At 33.0% G+C, this 19,248-nt stretch carries 15 protein-coding genes; 1 reads left to right on the forward strand and 14 read right to left on the reverse strand.

The window, feature by feature from the left end; all coding sequences use genetic code 11:
• Positions 1-43 precede the first annotated feature (43 nt).
• From C7972_RS21580 to C7972_RS21640, 12 genes are all read right to left on the reverse strand, one after another.
• Positions 44-736: an Abi-alpha family protein gene (locus C7972_RS21580; protein ID WP_110358244.1), complete on the reverse strand. Its 693-nt coding sequence runs from the start codon at positions 734-736 to the stop codon at positions 44-46.
• Positions 737-970: 234 nt separating this feature from the next.
• On the reverse strand, positions 971-1,420 hold the full coding sequence (locus C7972_RS21585; RefSeq protein ID WP_146216365.1) for a hypothetical protein: 450 nt from the start codon (positions 1,418-1,420) through the stop codon (positions 971-973).
• Positions 1,421-1,766: 346 nt separating this feature from the next.
• Positions 1,767-2,054, reverse strand: coding sequence for a hypothetical protein (locus tag C7972_RS21595; RefSeq protein WP_146216366.1), 288 nt, complete (start codon positions 2,052-2,054; stop codon positions 1,767-1,769).
• A 1-nt stretch (position 2,055) separates the two neighbouring features.
• Positions 2,056-2,712, reverse strand: coding sequence for a hypothetical protein (locus C7972_RS21600; RefSeq protein WP_110358248.1), 657 nt, complete (start codon positions 2,710-2,712; stop codon positions 2,056-2,058).
• A 171-nt stretch (positions 2,713-2,883) separates the two neighbouring features.
• Positions 2,884-4,110 (reverse strand): Shedu anti-phage system protein SduA domain-containing protein, encoded by a 1,227-nt coding sequence (locus C7972_RS21605; protein ID WP_110358249.1) that lies wholly within the window; start codon positions 4,108-4,110, stop codon positions 2,884-2,886.
• Positions 4,111-4,274: 164 nt separating this feature from the next.
• The gene (locus C7972_RS21610; RefSeq protein ID WP_110358250.1) at positions 4,275-5,132 is read right to left on the reverse strand and encodes a competence protein CoiA; all 858 of its coding nucleotides are present in this window, start codon (positions 5,130-5,132) and stop codon (positions 4,275-4,277) included.
• 366 nt (positions 5,133-5,498) lie between these two features.
• Complete coding sequence (locus C7972_RS21615) at positions 5,499-6,485, reverse strand: DUF3871 family protein (protein ID WP_258364922.1); 987 nt, start codon at positions 6,483-6,485, stop codon at positions 5,499-5,501.
• Complete coding sequence (locus C7972_RS21620; RefSeq protein ID WP_110358252.1) at positions 6,454-7,320, reverse strand: AAA family ATPase; 867 nt, start codon at positions 7,318-7,320, stop codon at positions 6,454-6,456. The genes C7972_RS21615 and C7972_RS21620 overlap by 32 nt, the downstream gene beginning before the upstream one ends.
• Before the next feature lie 80 nt (positions 7,321-7,400).
• Positions 7,401-8,630: a site-specific integrase gene (locus tag C7972_RS21625; protein ID WP_110358253.1), complete on the reverse strand. Its 1,230-nt coding sequence runs from the start codon at positions 8,628-8,630 to the stop codon at positions 7,401-7,403.
• 62 nt (positions 8,631-8,692) lie between these two features.
• Positions 8,693-9,583, reverse strand: coding sequence for a hypothetical protein (locus C7972_RS21630; RefSeq protein WP_110358254.1), 891 nt, complete (start codon positions 9,581-9,583; stop codon positions 8,693-8,695).
• Positions 9,580-9,882 carry a helix-turn-helix domain-containing protein gene (locus C7972_RS21635; RefSeq protein ID WP_110358255.1) on the reverse strand — a complete coding sequence of 101 codons (303 nt, stop codon included), beginning with the start codon at positions 9,880-9,882 and terminating at the stop codon, positions 9,580-9,582. The genes C7972_RS21630 and C7972_RS21635 overlap by 4 nt, the downstream gene beginning before the upstream one ends.
• A 125-nt stretch (positions 9,883-10,007) precedes the next feature.
• Positions 10,008-10,850, reverse strand: coding sequence for a hypothetical protein (locus C7972_RS21640; RefSeq protein ID WP_110358256.1), 843 nt, complete (start codon positions 10,848-10,850; stop codon positions 10,008-10,010).
• Between the two features lie 306 nt (positions 10,851-11,156).
• On the opposite strand from C7972_RS21640, the gene C7972_RS21645 reads away from it, so the two are divergent.
• Positions 11,157-12,371, forward strand: a complete 1,215-nt coding sequence (locus C7972_RS21645) for a site-specific integrase (RefSeq protein WP_146216367.1) — start codon at positions 11,157-11,159, stop codon at positions 12,369-12,371.
• 1,512 nt (positions 12,372-13,883) lie between these two features.
• On the opposite strand, the gene C7972_RS21650 is transcribed toward C7972_RS21645, so the two are convergent.
• The gene (locus C7972_RS21650) at positions 13,884-15,536 is read right to left on the reverse strand and encodes a RagB/SusD family nutrient uptake outer membrane protein (RefSeq protein ID WP_110358258.1); all 1,653 of its coding nucleotides are present in this window, start codon (positions 15,534-15,536) and stop codon (positions 13,884-13,886) included.
• A gap of 11 nt (positions 15,537-15,547) precedes the next feature.
• Positions 15,548-19,015: a TonB-dependent receptor gene (locus tag C7972_RS21655; protein WP_110358259.1), complete on the reverse strand. Its 3,468-nt coding sequence runs from the start codon at positions 19,013-19,015 to the stop codon at positions 15,548-15,550.
• Positions 19,016-19,248: the final 233 nt, after the last annotated feature.

The following is a 19,248-nucleotide window of genomic DNA, read 5'->3' on the forward strand; positions in this document are numbered from 1 at the left end:
TATAAACCCAACAATTAATTTCACATAGTGTTGTAACACGTTTTTATTCCGTTATTTGTTTTAATAATTCAGCCCCAAATTTGGATAATCTAAAACAATCTGAAGCAATAATTTCACTTGCAGGGGTTGCTTCATCACCATCATCATAAACAATTTGGCGTTTTTTAGAATTGTCAATAAATTTTGGTGGTTGTTCTTCAATCAACCTTAGTCTCAAAAGGTTATCTATTAACAACAATCCTGTATGATAGTCAGAATAACTATTTTTCATCAATTCATGTTTTCCCAAATAAGGTCTGTCTTCGCTACTAACCATAAAACATTTGGAATAGGCATAATTTAAAATATAAATTTCATTTACTGACATTTGGTTAAGAACTTGACTGAAAATATGGCAAGCGTCAAACTGGTTATTTGGGTTCATTGTATTTGCTAATAACTTAGCCCAACTATCTTGCATAATTTCTTCTTCTTCAAATGAGGCATATTCAAGTAGTGTTGTTACATCTTTAATCGGAATCTTTTTTGGTATTTCAATTCCTTTACTTTTTAAATATTCACGAGCTTTAGTTATTATTTTGACCTGATTTTTAAATCTCCAATATTTTACTTTATCTGTAAAAATTCCAGTTCCTTCCATAATTGGAGCTGCAATTATTTTTTCGATAAATTCTAAAGCTTTTTCTGCAGCGATTCCGATTCCATTTGCAAGGTCTGTATATTTTTCTTCGCTCATAATTTTAAATATATTATAAAGGTTAAGCTTTAAACAGTACGGGAGTAAACCAACGTTTAAGTTCCACTATGCACATAGCGAAATCTTTTTGTTGTGATTTATTTTTTACTGTCCAAAGCGAAATCGAAATAATTTTCCGAACTTAATAAAAATACACAAACCTTTCAATTAAGCCCGAAGTCCGTATAGTTTATAGATTGTGTTATTGGCTGTAGTTTTTATACAATTCAGACTTCAGTTACAATGTTCAGCTATTATTTCATAAGCATCACTATATCCTAATTCACCCGATTTACTTAAATTCAAACAGCCCTCATTTTTTCTTCCTAACGCAATTTTCACTAAACCAACATTAAAATGTGCTAATTCGTCCTTTGGGTTATGTATAAACACCTTCTCATAGCTTTCTACTGCACTTTGAAAATTTCCAATTTTGGTTTCGCAAAATCCCTTACCAAAATACACCTTATCCCATAAACTTGCATATCCAACTTTCATTGAAATTGCTTTTTCATAATCTTGAATGGCTCCGCGATAATCTTTTAATTCAGATTTTAAATAAGCTCTCTCATTGTAGTATTCTGTCAGAGTTGTTTTATCAAAAGAATCTTTTAGGAAATATTCAATGTAAATATCGATTGCTTTATTCAAATCGCTCATTGCTTTCATTTTTTCGTCTTCCAAAAGATACAGTTTAGCTCTTTTGTACAGTACTCTACTACAGTTTAAACAATTATCAATTTCAGTAGTTAGAGAGTCGATTTTTTTTTCTATTAATATTATTCTGGGCAAACATATTAATACTAGCGAATAACATTAATCCATAAATCCAAATACTTGTTTTAGTCATGTTATTAATTCTAATCATATATAATTGGGTTGAAATTACAACTAATAGTCTCGGCTATGAGAAGTTGGGTTGTTTAACACTAAACTGTGCTAGTAACCACCTAACTGAAAATCCGGGAGTATTTTCAGAAATAATCGAGAACAAGCAATTACTTGTAACCATTCTTAGCGGTATTTTTTATTATCGACTTAATACAGGTAAAAGGACATAGTCACCATCTCTATCTTTATAGAAAGCATTACTCTTTCCATTAATTGCTTGAATGTTTACGTCAATATATCCATTGACATCTACTGTATTGTCTATATCAACACTTCCACTTACATCTGCATCAATGTAACCTCCTTTAACATATACATTTTGCTTAGTAGGAATAACACCGGCATTTTGAAGTACGATTGCCCAAATTCCAATTCCGATAACTATAAGTATTGTTTTCATTGAAAAATTTTTTAATTCTATTTCCATATTAGTTGTTTATGAATTCCACATCTTCATCAGGTTTTAGACCATAACGATTTGCTAAATAATCTGTTCTAGAATCGTTTGGGTTAGGTAGATTTTGCTTGAAATTATTACTTAATTCATTTAGAAAGACATCTCTTTCTTGAAATGGAAGGACTGTATAAAGATTGGCTACCTCTTGTTTAATCAGTTGAATTTCTTGTTGGATTTGATTATTCGTTAGGTTATTTATATTTTTTTCCAATTTATCTATTCGGTTGTATATGTCTTGAATACGGCCAGGTAATCCAGTTCTCTTTTCTGTTCTAATAATGTTTTTGTTGCTAATATTAGGGTCGTCATCAATATGCTCAATAACATATTCTGAAAAGTCTTTGACATCATTTACTAATTCTCTAACTCCTGCTCGGAATGAACCATAGTTCGCTAATCCCATATAAATTGCTGTACCCCAAACAATAATTCTTGTTTTTAAAGAGCCTTCGTCATATTCAATCGAAATCTTTAATGATTCCCTGTTTTTAAAAAATTCGAATGATGAAAAACCAATTTGCTCTAAGTACGCTTTCTTTATTAACTCTTGATTAGTTTCATTAAAATCAAAATCGAATTTGATATAAGTTTCACCAATCTTTATTAATTCTAATCTGTATTCTTTCATTTTTTAAATTACCTTCAACAAGTTTGTATGAAATTAGTTGCGTGGTTAAGCAACTAATTTAGTAAATACCAACCTAATAGAAAATCCGTGCTTTTACGATTTTGGGCGTGGGAGTATTTTCAGAAATAGGCGGGAACAAGCAATTACTAAAAGCCATTGTTGTATGCGTTTTTATTTTGTTTCAATATTCAATCTATTGAATTTATCGAAATAATCAATATTTAACTCTTCCAGTTCTTCATAAGTGACTACTGCAATTCCATTAAACATTCTGTATAAATCACTATTAAATTTATCCTTCATCTCAAGTTTTTCTTCTTTTCTTCCAGCAAGTAAAATGTGGTCAAAATTAGAAGTGCTATAGCCTAATTTGGATTCCAATTCTGGTTTGTTTTTCTCATTTTTAGAATATTCTTTATATCTCCACACTTGTTCCAAGTGCGACAAATAATTGCTACTCAATTGAGGTCTTTTGGTTTTCTTTTTTACATAGAAAGTAACATCTTCTTTCTTTACCTCAAAAAAAGTGGTTTTAAGAAATTCAGGAAACTCTGTTTTTAAAATGTAATCACATTCTTCATTAGTTTTCTCGTTTAAATCATATAGATTTTTTTCATAATCTAAATCTACAAATGCATCTCTCAACAAAATCATTTTATTTTCATTGAAGAAATTATGCAAGATAGTTCGCTCGTTATTTTTGCTATCGTATTTTATGTGTCTGTTGTATGTACTATTGAATTCTAAAATTGATTTTTCTATTTCATTTCGCCTAAGCATTAACCAATCTAATATTAGTGGTGTTGGAAGTTTTATAAATTCTTTTGAGACAATGTTAGTCTTTATAAGAAAATAGGTTTCTGCATTTTTTCCTATAGTATTCTTATAGTAAGTTTTGTAAAAATGTGATTCCTGAAAATTATGTGTATTCCGATTTAATATTTCTAAATTTTCTAAATCTGTTAACAAAGACCTTCGCCAATTCTTAATTGACTCTTCGAATTTGGAAACGAAATAATCATATTGTCCCTCTGAATTTTTCTTGATGACGGAATCAAAACCTTCAATTCCAATATTTTCTCTTGATTCCGTTTGTGAATAGAGAATTAGGGGAATGGAATTGATTCTAAAATTTCCTTTAGAGTATGAGGTATAAAGTTCGTTTTTAAAATGTGCCAAATTGGATGCTTGCAAAGTATCAACAAGCTGTCTTGAAGATTCGTTTGTAATTATTGCATCAATGTGAAGTTTATTTTTTTCAAGTTGTTCGCTAAGAAAAGATTTTACCTGCTGGTAAGATTCTAGAAAAATCAACTCATTTTCTTCATATCCATAATTTTTGAAAATATCCTTATAAGTATCTTGTTCAGACTTTAAATCGTTTATTAATATTTTCATTTATTATTGGTTGAATTGTTTGCTAACGGTTAGACTATGATTTTGTTGTGTAATCAAGCGTAGTATTATTCCGCTTATGAAATCAGCGTTAATTTATATTTTTCTTTTTGTTCAAATGTAACAATCAATTATAGCGGGTGTTGGTTGCTTTGCGATGGATGTCCTTAAAAACGTTTTCTTTCTCTTTTTAATGGTGATTTTCCTGCTAATAACTTTCGACTGAACTCATATCCATTTTGAGTGCGTTGTTTTTTCAAGACCTGGTTTTCTTTCTCTTTCCATTCCTGTGCTTGGATTTTTTTTTGCTCAATCCAATCATTCATAAATTTTTGAACTCTCAAAGTCCATTGTCCATTTGTAGTTGTATCTATGAAAACTTTTCTCGAAATCTCCGCAACTCTGGCATCACTTCCAATTTGAGGGAATAAACAATAAAGATTATTTCGTAATCCATCGGAATCGTCCAATGAACCGTCACCAAGAAAATCAAAGATAACAGGCACAGAACTTTCAAGCCAATCAAGCGGAAAACACCAATCTATAAGGTCAACTCGAAATATTTTCGGATTATCCGTTTTATAAAAAATTTGATTTTCAAAACTGTTCTTTTTACCTTTAACAAAACGAGGGTAATCTTTTTTTAGGCGTGTAGCGTCTACCACCCAAATCATATTCTTATAAAACTTTTCTCGTTTGATTCGTTCTTGTGGGTCAATACGTGAATGTTGAAACTCTATAATGAGATCATAAACTGTACGAACATCTGCAATATGTTTTTCGCCAGTTCTTTCGTCAAGTAAAGATATTTCTTGCCAATCCGCTGAATAGTTATTTTTCCATCTTCGGTGCCATTCTGTTTCCGATTCCCACCAATGGTCACAATCGGTTTTTCTTTTATGCGCCCAATGCCAAATTTTTTGTGTTCCACATTTGGCAATCACTTCTGCTCCGCAACTTTGGCAGAAACCTGTTGCTCCTTTAGTTGCTTCGACTTTATCACCATCAATTATTGCGAATTTCATCCAATATTTTTATTCTAGTTAGTGATTCAATTTCATTGTTGTCAAAAATTGGATATAGTTAATACCTGTATCTCACCAATAAATACTAATATAGCAAATCCTTTATAATCAATTATTAACATATCCGAAGCATAAGTATAAATTTTACTTATTTGGGTGTAAACAAATCCGAATCGAAGTTAATTTTATAAGATCTTTGGTTCCATTTTCCGAAAAATTTATTTAAACCTTAGATGCCTTTTTTTGACATCGCCACTTTTCAAATTATCCAGCCCAGCAGCCTCATAGTATTGATGCCAATTCTAATATTTTAAGACAAATCTTAAGGCTTAAAAAAGCTCCCCAATTAATATTGGGGAACCTCCTTCAACTCAAAAACCAACGGTATTGTGAATCACCATTGATTGCTTTCGAGATACCCTCGGCATATTCAAAGGCATTTACACTCCTGTCAAGGAAAGTATCGATATAGCTGCTCTTGTTCGCACCTGTCAATAAGTTATAGACATTCCATAAATTTATAGTGCCATCTTCATTTTTACAGAAGCTTTTATCCGCAAAATAATCTTTGGCAATGGAATTGAAATGATTGTCATTTAAAAGTAATTCTGGCAATAAAGCCTTTTCATCTTTTGGCAAATAGTTGTACAATCTTGATTTTCCTATTAACTGCGCAAATTGCTTTTCATTTAAACTATATTTAACCAAATCGTTCATTTTCTCTATATGTATAGAGCTAGAGTACCCTTCAATTAATTGCATGATTTTATCCTCTAGTTCAAGAGTACTTGTGGCTTTCAATTCTGATTTTAATCCATCTGTAGATAGGCACATGTTGCAGCAGACCATATTTTGGAAACCAATGAAGAATTTAAATTTTTCCATTGTCTTTTTACTATATAGGTTTTCATGATTGTAGCTTCTCACACCTCCTATACAAAGGGATAATTCATTCCCATTAATATTTTCCGAAATGCTGGGAATTCTAATTATAAAAGCCATCCTTTCATAGTAAATTGTTTTCTGTTGATCCAACAATTCTTTGGCTGGAATATGGATAGCATCTGGTGTTCTGCCCTTGACCTGATGGCTCACTCTTATTTCTGGCTTATCAATGATTTCATTACTGAATAATCTTAAGGCACAGGATAATGCGGAATCTATAAATTCCTGATGGGATATTGTCTGCTCATTGTCCTTTGCAAATACTGGAATAATACAATTATTTTTTAAATGAGAGAGGCTAACATCTTGAGTGTTAGCCTCTATAAATGGGTTTACTTTTTTAACTAGAGAAGGTCTTTTTCTTTCTAAAGGTATATTACGATTTAGGGTGACTGTTTGTAGTTCCATTTGATACATAATTTTTAGGGTTAATTAATTCTTGTAAAAGGTTTCTTTTTTCTATGAAATCCTGTTCAATGATTTTGGCAATATCAGGGTTTTCCCTATATAGATTTGTTAATTCATCCAAGCTGACACAAGAACTAACCTGTGACGTTAATTCTTTGGTTGTCATGGTACTATTGCACCAATCCAAAATCTTCCTTCCTGTAGACGAATTGATAATAAATTCTGGCTTGTCCATAAATAGGCTTGTCCTATCTTTTGAAGCAATTGCCTTATGCTTTATATCAATATCAAAAACAAGAGTGAATTCATACTCGATATCAGATTTTTGAACTGCTTTTAAACCTACTTTTTCAGGGATGTATTTACCATCTTTTTGGTTTAGTACGTAACCCTGTTTAGTTCTAATTGTGGCAATAATGTGACATGATGATTGAAGCATTCTTTCAACAAAAGATTTATGTCTCGGCGTAACCTTGCTCCAATTTGTAAAACTGTTACCTATCAAAGAAGAATGATATTCCAATAAAAATTCCCAACAATGGGATATACTATCAATAATTATAACCTCCATCCCAGACGTTTCACATAATGCTATTGCCTCAATATATTTTTCAGGAGAAAAAGGAGATGGAAGTGTAAGCACATTATAACTATATAGGTTTGAATAAAGGTCTGCTGATCCATTTTCAGAGGAAATAACGGCTACTTTGCTTATGTCCCCTCCACTTAGACCTTTAGCTAATAATAGTGCCGAATATGTCTTACCTGCACCTGATGGGCCTTGGAGAGCCAATCTGATTTTGGCTTTTTTACGTTCTGATTGTCTTAATTTCATAATTTAAAATTTTTAAGATTAATATGATATATTTTTAAAGTAAACCGTAACCAGGCTCTCGCGGAGCGAGAGCCGAAAAATTAACAATAGGGTATTAATTCTTCTTCAATAAGTTTTTGATTTGCATCATCTATTACTTTAGTATCAAAATCCTTTAGATAAGTTGCCGTAATGGTTAAATTTTTATGCCCCATAGATTCACTTATGATATCTGTAGAAATACCCATGTGCTTCATATTAGTAGCATAACTATGCCTAGCAACATAGCTAGTTATATTTTTATCGATTTTAAGTTCAGATGCAATCATTTTTAAATCTGAATTAAACCTTTTTAACTTCTTTGATTTTCGATATTCAATTTGCATTGGAGTCATCCCCTCTTTTAAGAGAATAGGAAAGATATAATCAGTGTCAGGGTTCTTCCCTTTATAAAAATCCAATATTTCTTGGACAGGTTGTAAGATTTTAATGATGAATTTCCCTTTAGTCTTAGAACGTGTGTAAATGATTTTATCATTCAACACATTGTCCCATTTTAATTTCATCATATCATGAAAATTCATACCTCTTGTATAGTAAGAGAATAGGAATAACATTCTAGCTTCTGATAAGTGAAGGTTTTGAATTAAATCTAAGGATTCAATTTTTTTAATCTCCTCTCTAGTCAATGCCTTTTTTATACTTACTCCTTTTAATTTAGATATTTTATAAAGGTTAAATGGATAATACTTTGCATCGACAATGTCCTTTTTAATTGCATCATTAAATAATGCTCTTAGGGTCCTCATTCTAACTGATAGTCCTCCATCATTACAGCCATTTTCTCTTAAATGAGTTTCATATTTATCAAGCATTTTTAGGTCTATTTGATTAAACAAAAGCTTATTATTTCTATTATATTTAAAGAAAGAATTCATTGTTTCGTAATAGGCCTTTCCATTCCCAGTTCTCCCTGCCCTATTTAAATCCTGCACTTTCTCCATCCAAAATTCCTTTACCGTAATGTGATTTGTTTTTTTACCTCTGAAATTTATTTCAAACTGATGTAAAGAATAATCACTACCATCAAGATTAAATTCATCAATTATTCTATAAGCTTTCTCCTTTAATTGCAGTAATATCCTATTTCTCTGAACATAATTTGGGTGACTTTTTTTAAACTGATAATTTTTATCATCCCAATCTTTTTTATCACATTCCATTCCTAGGGTGATTACCTTTATTTTTCTGTCTTTTATGACCTTTAAAATAACTGGGTATAATCCTTCTTTGGTTTGTTTATTTCTTAATAATATTTTTATACTTGCCATTGTGCTATTTTTTTAATGTGACAAAATCCCTATATAAGAAGTAGTGATTTTGTCACAATGAATTAATTACTGATTAAATATTTGAATTTATTGGTCAAAGCAACTTTCAATGCCTTTTTAGTTTTTAAAAGATTATTCCTCTCCAAGAGATCGTTGAACTTATTTCGATGTCTTGCTTTATATTGTTGATGCACACCTTCTAGGTCTTCTTCCCAGAAAGATGGATTAAGATATTGTCTAAGCTTATTGTTATCTTCTGTTGAAATATTTATGGAAGCTCCGTCGTCTACAATCGTGATCTCATCAAACCTTTGGATTAATAATTCAAATAATTTTTTTAGATTTTCTTTATTTTTTAAATCATTGATATTATAGATGCCAAACTTTTGAAATTCACGACTCTTTAAAAACTTTATTTCGAACCTAAGTATGTTCTGTTCAATCCTATATTGTTTAGCTTTATCGTAAACCTTTATTACATAATTACTATGATCAAATTGTTTTAATTCCCCAGACCCATGATATTTTCTATTATGATTATAGCCTCTAAATTGATGCATCAAAACATTTTTTCGAATTATAGTTTCCGCAGCTGCACTAGTATTAATATTTAACCCAAACTCCAATTGTGAAATCCTTGCGTTTTCAGTATCAATTAATCTTGAGGTTAAATAATCTATAGATGTGCATAGATTGGAATAGGTGAAATCATTATGATTATGCTCCTTATCTTCATTAAGAACATTGAATAGTTTATGAATAGAATTTTTTACATAACCAGACTTTTTATTAACCACCACATTCATACTCTCAATATTAGTTTTATATGGGTAGCTGATTTCTCCTGTATGCTGCTCACATACGAAATAAAGACTTTGAAAATTGTCCACATTGCATACAAAAGGTTCCAAATAGCTTTTGTCACTCCAATAAATCTTAATAAAATCTATCATGACATTGGAGTTTTAGATGTTCTACCTAAATAATTTCCAATCTCTAAATCCATTTCAACTGTAGGAGTGACTCTACCGTTGAAAACCCATTTATCAAGTTCTGTTCTCTTGAAGTATAACTTTTTGCCCCCTGGCACATAATAAGGAATTTCCTTATTGCTCGTAGCTTTATAGACACAAGACTTGCTCAAATGCAGATACTCAGCTGCCTCTTCTAGAGTTAATATTTCTTTGCTTAAAATGTTTTGACTTTTAATTAAGTCTTCTAACTTTTCTAATTTTTTTAGGATAATTTCCATCACTGTTTAGGTTAATGGATATGCGCATATCACGGTTAATAATGAAGCGAATTACGCGCATAAAAAAACCCTCATTCTCAAAGTGTAATGAAGGGTTAAGACAAAGTGTAAGGTAAAGTGTAAGGTTAGGTCAAATACTTGTTGTTTAATTCCTCAACCTCAGTTTTTATTCTAGTTTTTTCCACGGCATACTTATCCGTACCTCTTGATAAAGCTGTATATAAATCCGCACTTTTTAAAGGCTTACCTTGTTTATTTAAAAACAATTGGCTTTTCTCAATTGTAACTGCATTTAAATTGTCAAAAAAAACTTCAATTGCTTTAAGGTAGAAAGCAATGATGGGATTAGGCTTTTTAAATATTATTTGTGATTCTGGTTTAACCGAAGTAAAAACATTCATGAATTCTTCTTCCGTGACTATAACATCATCAATTAAATCTAAGCTATAGGTTAACTCGTAGAGCTTTTCAAAAAATGAATAGGGAAGGTCTTTACACTGAAAATAACTTAAGGAAGAATTGACTCTCTTGATTTTATTATAAATTGGATGATGCTCAACAATATTTGAATACTGTAATTTAATATCTCCGACTACATTTTTCAGCTCTTCAATTATTATTGCGAAGTAAGTTTGCTCCTCTTGACTTTCTATTTTGGTGAATACTATATTAAGCTCATCTAAAGTTCCCTTGAGACAGTCAGGGGTTGATTTCAGAACATTATAAAGATTCTTTCGTTGTTCCAGAAGAATGTCTCTAAGGTATATTTCTCTATTTATAGTAGTAATATCAAATACTGCATCCTCTGCATCAATAACCATTTCCTCCTTTAAATAATAATCGTACTCTTTTAAATATTCAAACCCATTATCCAAAAGTTGCTTATTCCCTAAAAATTCAGACATCAGCTTTTTCAGACCGTTATGGAATGCTATATCAGAATAAAATTGTAAATATGATTGAGGCATAACTTGAAAACATTTTGGAACAATTAAATGTATGAAGAAAACACCAATTGTTTAACCTATGTTTAACCCGTATAAAAAGAAAAAGCCTTTCAATTTCTTGAAAGGCTTAATTTTGTTACGTGATGGCACTAGGATTCGAACCTAGGACCGCCTGCTTAGAAGAAGGAGGATTATTGTATTTATTTGTCTTAATAAATACATATAATACTGATTATCAATATTATGTATTTCATAAGGATTCATATTAAACCATATAATACCTGATTTTGAGTGCAAATTGAGTGCAAATTTTTATATCTTTAGAATGTGAAAACAAACATCACTCTTTCCATAGACTCTAGGCGCAAGCGCAAAGATGGCATGTGTCCGATAATTTTTAGATTGAGCCATCATCGAAAAACGATTGCCATTTCAACGGGATTTGCCGTTCCGCCCGAGTACTGGAATGAGAAGAATCGAGAGGTCAAAAGGACCTATAATGGCGTGTCGTCCGTTGCGCGCTTAAATAACCTCCTTATCAAGAAAAAGACCGAATTACGGGATGGGATTAATGAATTAGAAGAAATTGGACAGCTCGGAGGGCTGAGCATCACCGAACTCAAAAACACTTTGACCAAGCCGACCAACACGATTTCCTTTTTTGATTTTACCAATCATTTAATAGGCGAAATGGAAGAAGCTAATCGTTTCGGGAACGCCAAAGCCTATAGATGTGCCCTTGGTTCATTGAAGAATTTCAATAAAAAGGAGTCTCTCCGGTTTGAAGAGATGACCTACACTTATCTTAAACGATTTGAAACGGCACATTTGAAAAAGGGAAATAGTATAAATGGATTATCCATGTATATGAGAACGTTCCGGGCCATATACAACAAAGCCATACATCAGGGGGTAGTATCTGCGGATTCTTATCCTTTTAGGAAATACAAGATAAAATCCCAGCCAACGGCAAAACGGGCAATCAGCATAGAAAAAATAAGACGGATCCTTAATTTGGAATTAGAACCTGGTACGCCTTTATTTAACACCCGGAATTATTTTTTGTGCTCTTACCTTATGAACGGCATTTCATTTATTGATATGGCCTTTTTAAAACTGGATAATATCATAGATGGACGCATCCAGTACCGTAGACAAAAAACAGCCCGATATTACGATATTAAGCTAACTCCACAGTTATCATCGATTATGGATTGTTATTTGACAGGCAAGGATAAAACCGACTATATTTTTCCAATCGTAAAGCGTAACGATATGCAAGATCAATTTAAGGATGTCCAATGGGAAAGAAAGCGGTATAACAAACGTCTAAAAGAGATCGCCAAGCTTTGTGAAATTGAAGAGCATTTGACAAGCTATGTAAGCCGTCATTCCATGGCAACGAATCTTATCCTCAATGATGTTCCTATTAATGCACTGAGCAAAATGCTAGGGCACAGCGATATCAGTACAACTGAAATATATATTAAAAATCTCCCTACGCATATAATGGATGGATACCAGGAAAGATTGGAGATTTAAGTTTTACATTAAACATTTAATGTAATAATAGATTTCTAATAAGTTTTGTCCGGATATATATTGCTGCACTAGAATTTGTCCCATTTCCCTTATTCCCCCTAGACACAAAAATGCATCCCTAAGGGGTCCGTATTTTAAATCAGCTAGTTCCGAACCATTGATACTAAGTGTTAAGTAATACTCACGTTTCTTTTTCCTATAACGTTTTATCCTGCATTATTGATTGCCATATTCTCATTCAATTATTATCGCCTGACTGTCACAGACCCAGTTTTCACTTCGCCAGAAGTAGGAGTTTTAAGTTGCTTAAAACATAACTTGCTATCTTCTTCGAAGATAAATATTTCTAATTTTATTTAAAGGTTAAATTACTCAAAACGAGTAGACTCGATATAGACATAATTAAAAACAAAAATACCTTCCGATTTCGGAGATCCTACGTACCAATAATAATATATTCATATACGCATATATTTATATTGACATATTTGCATATATACATATTTCGTGACCGCAGCAATCCATTATTTATTTGATGCATTTGACTGTGCCAAGTGCAACCCAGAGGCTATGCAACTTTTTAACGGTTAGGAATGTTTATGGTTAGGGAGAAGATAAGTCAAACTGTCTTTTCAGTTAGCGCTTTCCCGCATTCGGGAGGGTGTAAAAGAAAACTGGAACACGAAGACGGACATAATAGTCCGGAAGGAATTAGGCGAATAGTAAGATTTGGAGTGGAAGAGTTAATAGACTTCTGCCAATGCAATAATAAATAGGTTCATGGAAGTACCTACCGGAGGTAATCAGTTAAGGATTGGGCCATAATTCACTTTGGACAAAGGAGATTTATTTGAAAAGCTGTACCAAACTTGTGCTAGATAAGACGAATGAGCTTATTGTCTCGTGAAAGACTAAGTCTTGACAATTATAGCCGAATAATACAAATGGAATTGTTCATTCAAAATCACAATGCTTGTATCCCGTCATTCCTTTGTCAATATCTCTGGAGACCGAATTCCGTTACAAGTTTTACAGAAGCTTTAAAATCATTCCGATATTAAAACAACCATTGACTACCAACAGAACTTTATAAATTAAAGATTTGGATGACGATATCGATATTGTCATTGGTTTTTGATTCTTTTTATTAGAGATAAGAATTGAATCAAAAGCGCTAAGTCTCGCTACATAACCTCATTTTTTCTACAGAATAATTAGTCCATTTAATAATTTAGTGGAATAGAATATTGGTGGTATATTAATTAGTAAATTTCTCCGGGGCAAACTACGGAGCATTATAAAGGAACATGTTTTCAAACATTAGCCATTTACTTACGAGACAAGTCTCAGGGTATTTACTCCTCTAGAATAAAAAAAGAGCCCCTAATGGTCGGAGCCCTTCTTCTCAAAACTAACTAACAACTTACTATAATAATTCTATTCCATTACATAATCAAACTGTTTCTCAAGAATAATATGCAAGGATATTTCTCCTTTGGAATATGTGTTTATTCACCATCCCGGGTTTTGATTTAAACTAGAATTCAACTGTAATTGATCCTGAGGTAAAGGATCTAGGTAATCTCTTTCCGACCACGGTCTATTACTTCCAGGGTCCGCAATTACGAAACCATTAGCATCTAAATTTAATCCTCCAGAAGCGTAAATATCGTTTGGAGGAATTGTTTCTTGTTCCGTACCAGTATACTTCACTCCTTTAAAGTCCACTGCTAAAAGTTCTGGGCCTAATTTCCATCTTTTTATATCATCTAGTCTGAAACCTTCATAAGCCAATTCAATTGTTCTTTCTCTTCGTATTTCTGAAAGCATATCCAAACCATTTGTAGCGATAAATTGATTTGTTAAACCTATCATGCCTACTCGGTCGCGTAGTTTATTAATTGTTCTGTCTAAATCACTGTCGGAAATACTACCATCTCTCTCAAATAGGGCTTCCGCTAAATTCAACAGAACTTCACCATAGCGAAATTCAAGAAAATCATAATGACATTGCTGGTTATGGCAATCTGCATCTAAAGAAAAATATTTACGTGCATTATATCCAGTTGATGAAGGTCCATTCCCACTACCTATTAAAGGGTTAAAAATCTTTGGGGCATTATGGAATGAAATTTCCGTAAAGGGAAGCCATATGGTTTGTTGCATTCTAGGATCCCGATTCTCAAATTCAGATACTTTTAGATCATACCCTTGAAATAAAGGAGACATTTCTATTGGTAACCCATCTGTACATAAATAGGAATCCGCTAAAAACTTCGTAGGGTTGTTATTCGCAGTTTCCAACCATCTGGTTGTATTATGAGTGGATACGTTCAATGCATATTGTCTGGCCAAAATAGTTTCTACACCTTTAGTACCTTTCTCTAAAAATAGGTCGTAATAAGGAACAGGTCCTACCTTATAAATATCATACTCTGCGGAAGAAATAATAGCTTCAGCTTCTGAAATAGCAATATTTAAATAAAAATCAATGTCACCGATACCGTGATATTTATTCCAAGTTCCTTCGAAAAGCCCTACTCTACATTTTAAGGCATGTGCGGCACCCCTAGATACCCTGCCTTTTTCACCTTCTGGGATTTGACTTTCTACGGGTAAATTGGAAATAGCCCAGTCCAACTCATTAATAATAAAAGCTAGCACTTCTTCTCTGGTGTTCCGTGGGGCCAATAATTCCTCTGAATCAAGGTCCAATACGCTTGAAATAATTGGAACCTCACCGTAACGCTTTAACAGATTAAAATAGATTCTCGCTCTAAAGAAATGTGCTTCTCCTGCATAACGAGCTGTTTCCTGCTGAATTTCGGATGCTAATTCATAGTTTTCAATAATCTTACTTGCCCTTCTAATAGACTTATAAGAATTAACCCAGTTATCATCAGATTGTGGTACTACATTAATCAATAATTGCGGTCCATCTGCGTCTGCAAGATCAGTTTCTCCATCAATCCAACCAGATTGGTGATTTGACAAATCAGCATATAGATTATTCGCCGCTTTTTCAAAATCGGAACCTGTTTTCCAAAATGAGGCATCCGATAATTGCGCTTGAGGAACTAAATTCAAATCCTTACTACAACTTGTGAATGAAAAAACAATTAGTACTAATAGTAAATGTATATATCTTTTTATGTTATTTTTCATGAGTATTTTTTTTAGAAATTAACAGCTAATCCTAACGAATATCTTTTGGTAAATGGGTAAGAATTTGCATTACCATTAGTATTTTCAGCATCGTACCCACCATCTACATGATCCAAGGTAAATAAGTCTTCTCCACTTAGGTAAATTCTAATCTTACTAAGGTTAAGTCTCTCCACCACTTTTCCTGGAAGTGAATATCCAACGGAAACATTTTTAAGTCTTAAATATGCTCCGTTAATCTTAGTGTTTTGTGAAGGTGCAAAATTCCAATATCGTTGTGGTCCTGTGGTCAGCCTAGGATATTTGGCATCAAGTCTTTCCGGTGACCAAGTATTATTATAAAACCTTTTAAGCGGCTGCCACCAAGGCTGCTCAAAAGGGAGTCGAAACTCATCACTATAGAATAAAGTACGCTTGGCCACACCTTGAAGGAAGAAACTGAAATCGAAACCTTTATAGTCAAGAGCTCCTGTAAGGGCGTAAGAGTATCTTGGAGCCAAACTACCATAATCTATTACATCAGCAAGATTACCATCGCCATCTAAAATTGATATTTCCCCATCGCCATTAAGGTCCCTGTATTTAGCATCTCCAATGTTTAAATCACTTCGAACATTGCCGCCCAAAGTCTTATAAGCGTCTACCTCGGCCTGTGTCTCCAGTACACCATCATACACATATCCCAAATAAGTATTGAGTGCGTATCCTTCCGTAGCAAAATTCCTACCTAGTACTTTAAGGTCATCACCATCTAAATTGGTTAACTTATCAGTTGCATCGCTCAAAATACCCGTAACGGAATAATTCAATCCCCCTACTGTTCTGTCCGCCCACGTAAGTGATAATTCAAAACCATCGGTTTTTAAAGTGCCTATATTCAATGATGGTGCCGTACCACCTAATACGGCAGGAAGAACTACAGGTAATTGCATATTCTTGTTCTTCTTTTTAAAGAGATCAAAGCGTCCTGATAGGCGAGTATCCATTATGGCAAAGTCAATACCAATATTAGTTGTTTCAATATCTTCCCAAGTTCGAAGTGGTGACACTATACCGGCTTCAGATGCGGCTTGTGTTTGTACTGAACCATTTCCAAAAGGGTAATTAAAATTAAACACATCCACCCTGGCAATGTAATCGTAATAGTTTGGACTATTATCAGGGTTTAAATTTTGATTTCCAGCGATTCCTTTAGAAGCCCTAATTTTTAAATTATCGAAAATATTTAGATTTTCAACAAATGATTCTTCGGATGCTCTCCAGGCTAAGGCAGCACCTGTAAAATTACCCCATCTAACATCAGGTGAAAATATAGAAGTTCCATCTCTTCTGAAATTTACTTCAGCAATATATTTAGAATCATATGTATAATTAGCACGTCCAAAATAAGATTTAATAGCCCAATCCTGTCTATCTTCTCCTAATTGTGCAAGACTTGGGTTTCCAAATCCGAGTGTAGTTACTTCATTTTGAGTTAAGTCTCGTGCATTAGCCCAAAAATTACCAAACTCTTTTTCTTCATGACTGGTTCCAAGGGTTAAGTTTAAATCATGTTTGTCTAAAAGTGTCTTACCATATTTTATATAAGCCGTTAAGTTTAAATAATCTGATTCAGAAGACTCTCTATATGAATTACTATATGTTTGAAAAGGTCCTTCAGATGTTACTCCATCATATCTAATTCGTGGAATAAGATCTGTAAAACTTTTAACATTTCCCGTAACTCGGTTTATAGCGGCTTGGCCATGCAGGTATAAACCATCTAGAATTTGATATTCTCCTGTGAAATTTGCTCTAAATTCTTCAATAACATCTGTTGTTTTGCCAACATCCTTATCTAAAAAAGCTCTCGGATTTATAAAACCCCATTGAGTCAAGTATTGCCCATCAACAGTTCGCTCAGGTAGCCAAACGAAATGCCTGTTATACCAACTTAGAATTGTTGCTGCCGATATGGCCGGACTTTCATCTTTTTGGTTTGTATAACTTATACTGGTATTTAATCTAAGTTTTTCGAAGGGATCAAATCCATAGTTTAATCTTAGGTTAAAGCGCCTACTGTCGTCGTAAGTGTCTTTAAACACGCCATTAGTATCCACATAACCAAAAGAAGCATTGTATTTGGAATTTTCACCCCCTCCAGTGAACGTCAAATTTTGGGATTGCTGATATCCTGTTCCATCGAAGACAATTTTATTCCAATCTGTAGATCTGTAATTAAAGATCACGTTGGTTGAACCATATGCATATTCGGGCCCCATATTAGCATCCACCTTGGCTAAAACATCAGCTAATGTATTATTGCCAATCGATGCATCTTGTAATTGGGGTGTAGCCTGAGCGTTTATTTTAGCTTCCCAATCCATTTCCATCCATTCTCTAGCCGTTAACCTTTCTATTTGATTAGATAAGCTATTTATACTTAAGTTCGTTGCATATTTGACTTTAAGTTTTTGGCTCTTTTTTCCGGTCTGTGTGGTGACTAAAACTACTCCATATGCAGCTCGCGCTCCGTAAATTGAAGCTGCGGCATCTTTAAGAATTGAAACGGATTTAATATCAGCTGGGTTTATAAGACTTAGATCTCCTTCAACGCCATCTATTAATACTAATGGAGAATTGCTGCCATTGACCGAACTTACCCCTCTAATATTAATTACATACCCTTCATTACCAGGTTGACCACTACCTTTTGTAATTGTCAATCCTGGAAGCACTCCCTGCAATCCATTTAAAGAATTTGTGATAGGACGTGATTCTAGAACTACTCCTGAAACTTGATCTACAGCACCTGCTAAAGTCTCTCTTTTTTGATTACCATAACCAACAACTATAACTTCGTCTAAACCAGCTAGATCCTCCTCCATTTCCATATTCACAGTAGAATTGTTACCTATCGTAAGGTTTTGGGTTTTCATTCCTAAATATGAAAATATTAATACATCCCCTTCGGTGGCAACGATTTGAAATTTTCCATTAAAGTCAGTTTGAGTACCTCTCTTGGTGCCCTGAACTAAAATATTCACACCAGGCAATGGGACATCATCTGCATCTTTAACAATACCTTGTATGGTCTGTTGAAAGCCGATGTTTATAGCATCTTTTTGTTTAATGATTTCTTTGGCTGTAAGTATTATTTGCTTCCTAGATACTTCAAAATCGATTTCTCTATTCTTAAATATTTTAGTCAGAACTTTTTTTATTGTTTCCTTTTTTGCAAATACAGTAACTTTTTCACTCAAATCTATTTCAGAAACATTGACCAAAAATCTAAATTCGGATTGTTTTTGAATTTCATTTAAAACAACTTCAATGGGCACGTTTTTTAAATCTAAAAAGATTTTTGTTTTTTGTGCATACGAGTTGTTTGCATGTGTTTGAAAAAGAACTATTACTAGGAATAGAACGGAGAGTTTCATTTTCAAATTGGTTTTTAACCTAGTTAAAGCAATTTCTTTAACTTGTCTTAAATTTTTCATATTTTTGTTCTGAATATTAATGTGGTTTTACATTAGTTTTAGCCACTAATAGTATGGATTGGGAATGCCCACCATTCTCAATCCTTTTTTTAATGGACTTTGTTTAGTTTGATTGGTTTTTATGTCATAGGCACATTTTTTTTATGTAATAATTAATTTATTGGTTTCTATTTTATAGTTTATTTCGAACGTTTTTTTAAGAAACCCCAAAACCGCTTCTACTGCGTCATCCT

Source organism: Arenibacter sp. ARW7G5Y1 (assembly GCF_003201775.1).
In the GTDB taxonomy this organism is placed as follows: domain Bacteria; phylum Bacteroidota; class Bacteroidia; order Flavobacteriales; family Flavobacteriaceae; genus Arenibacter.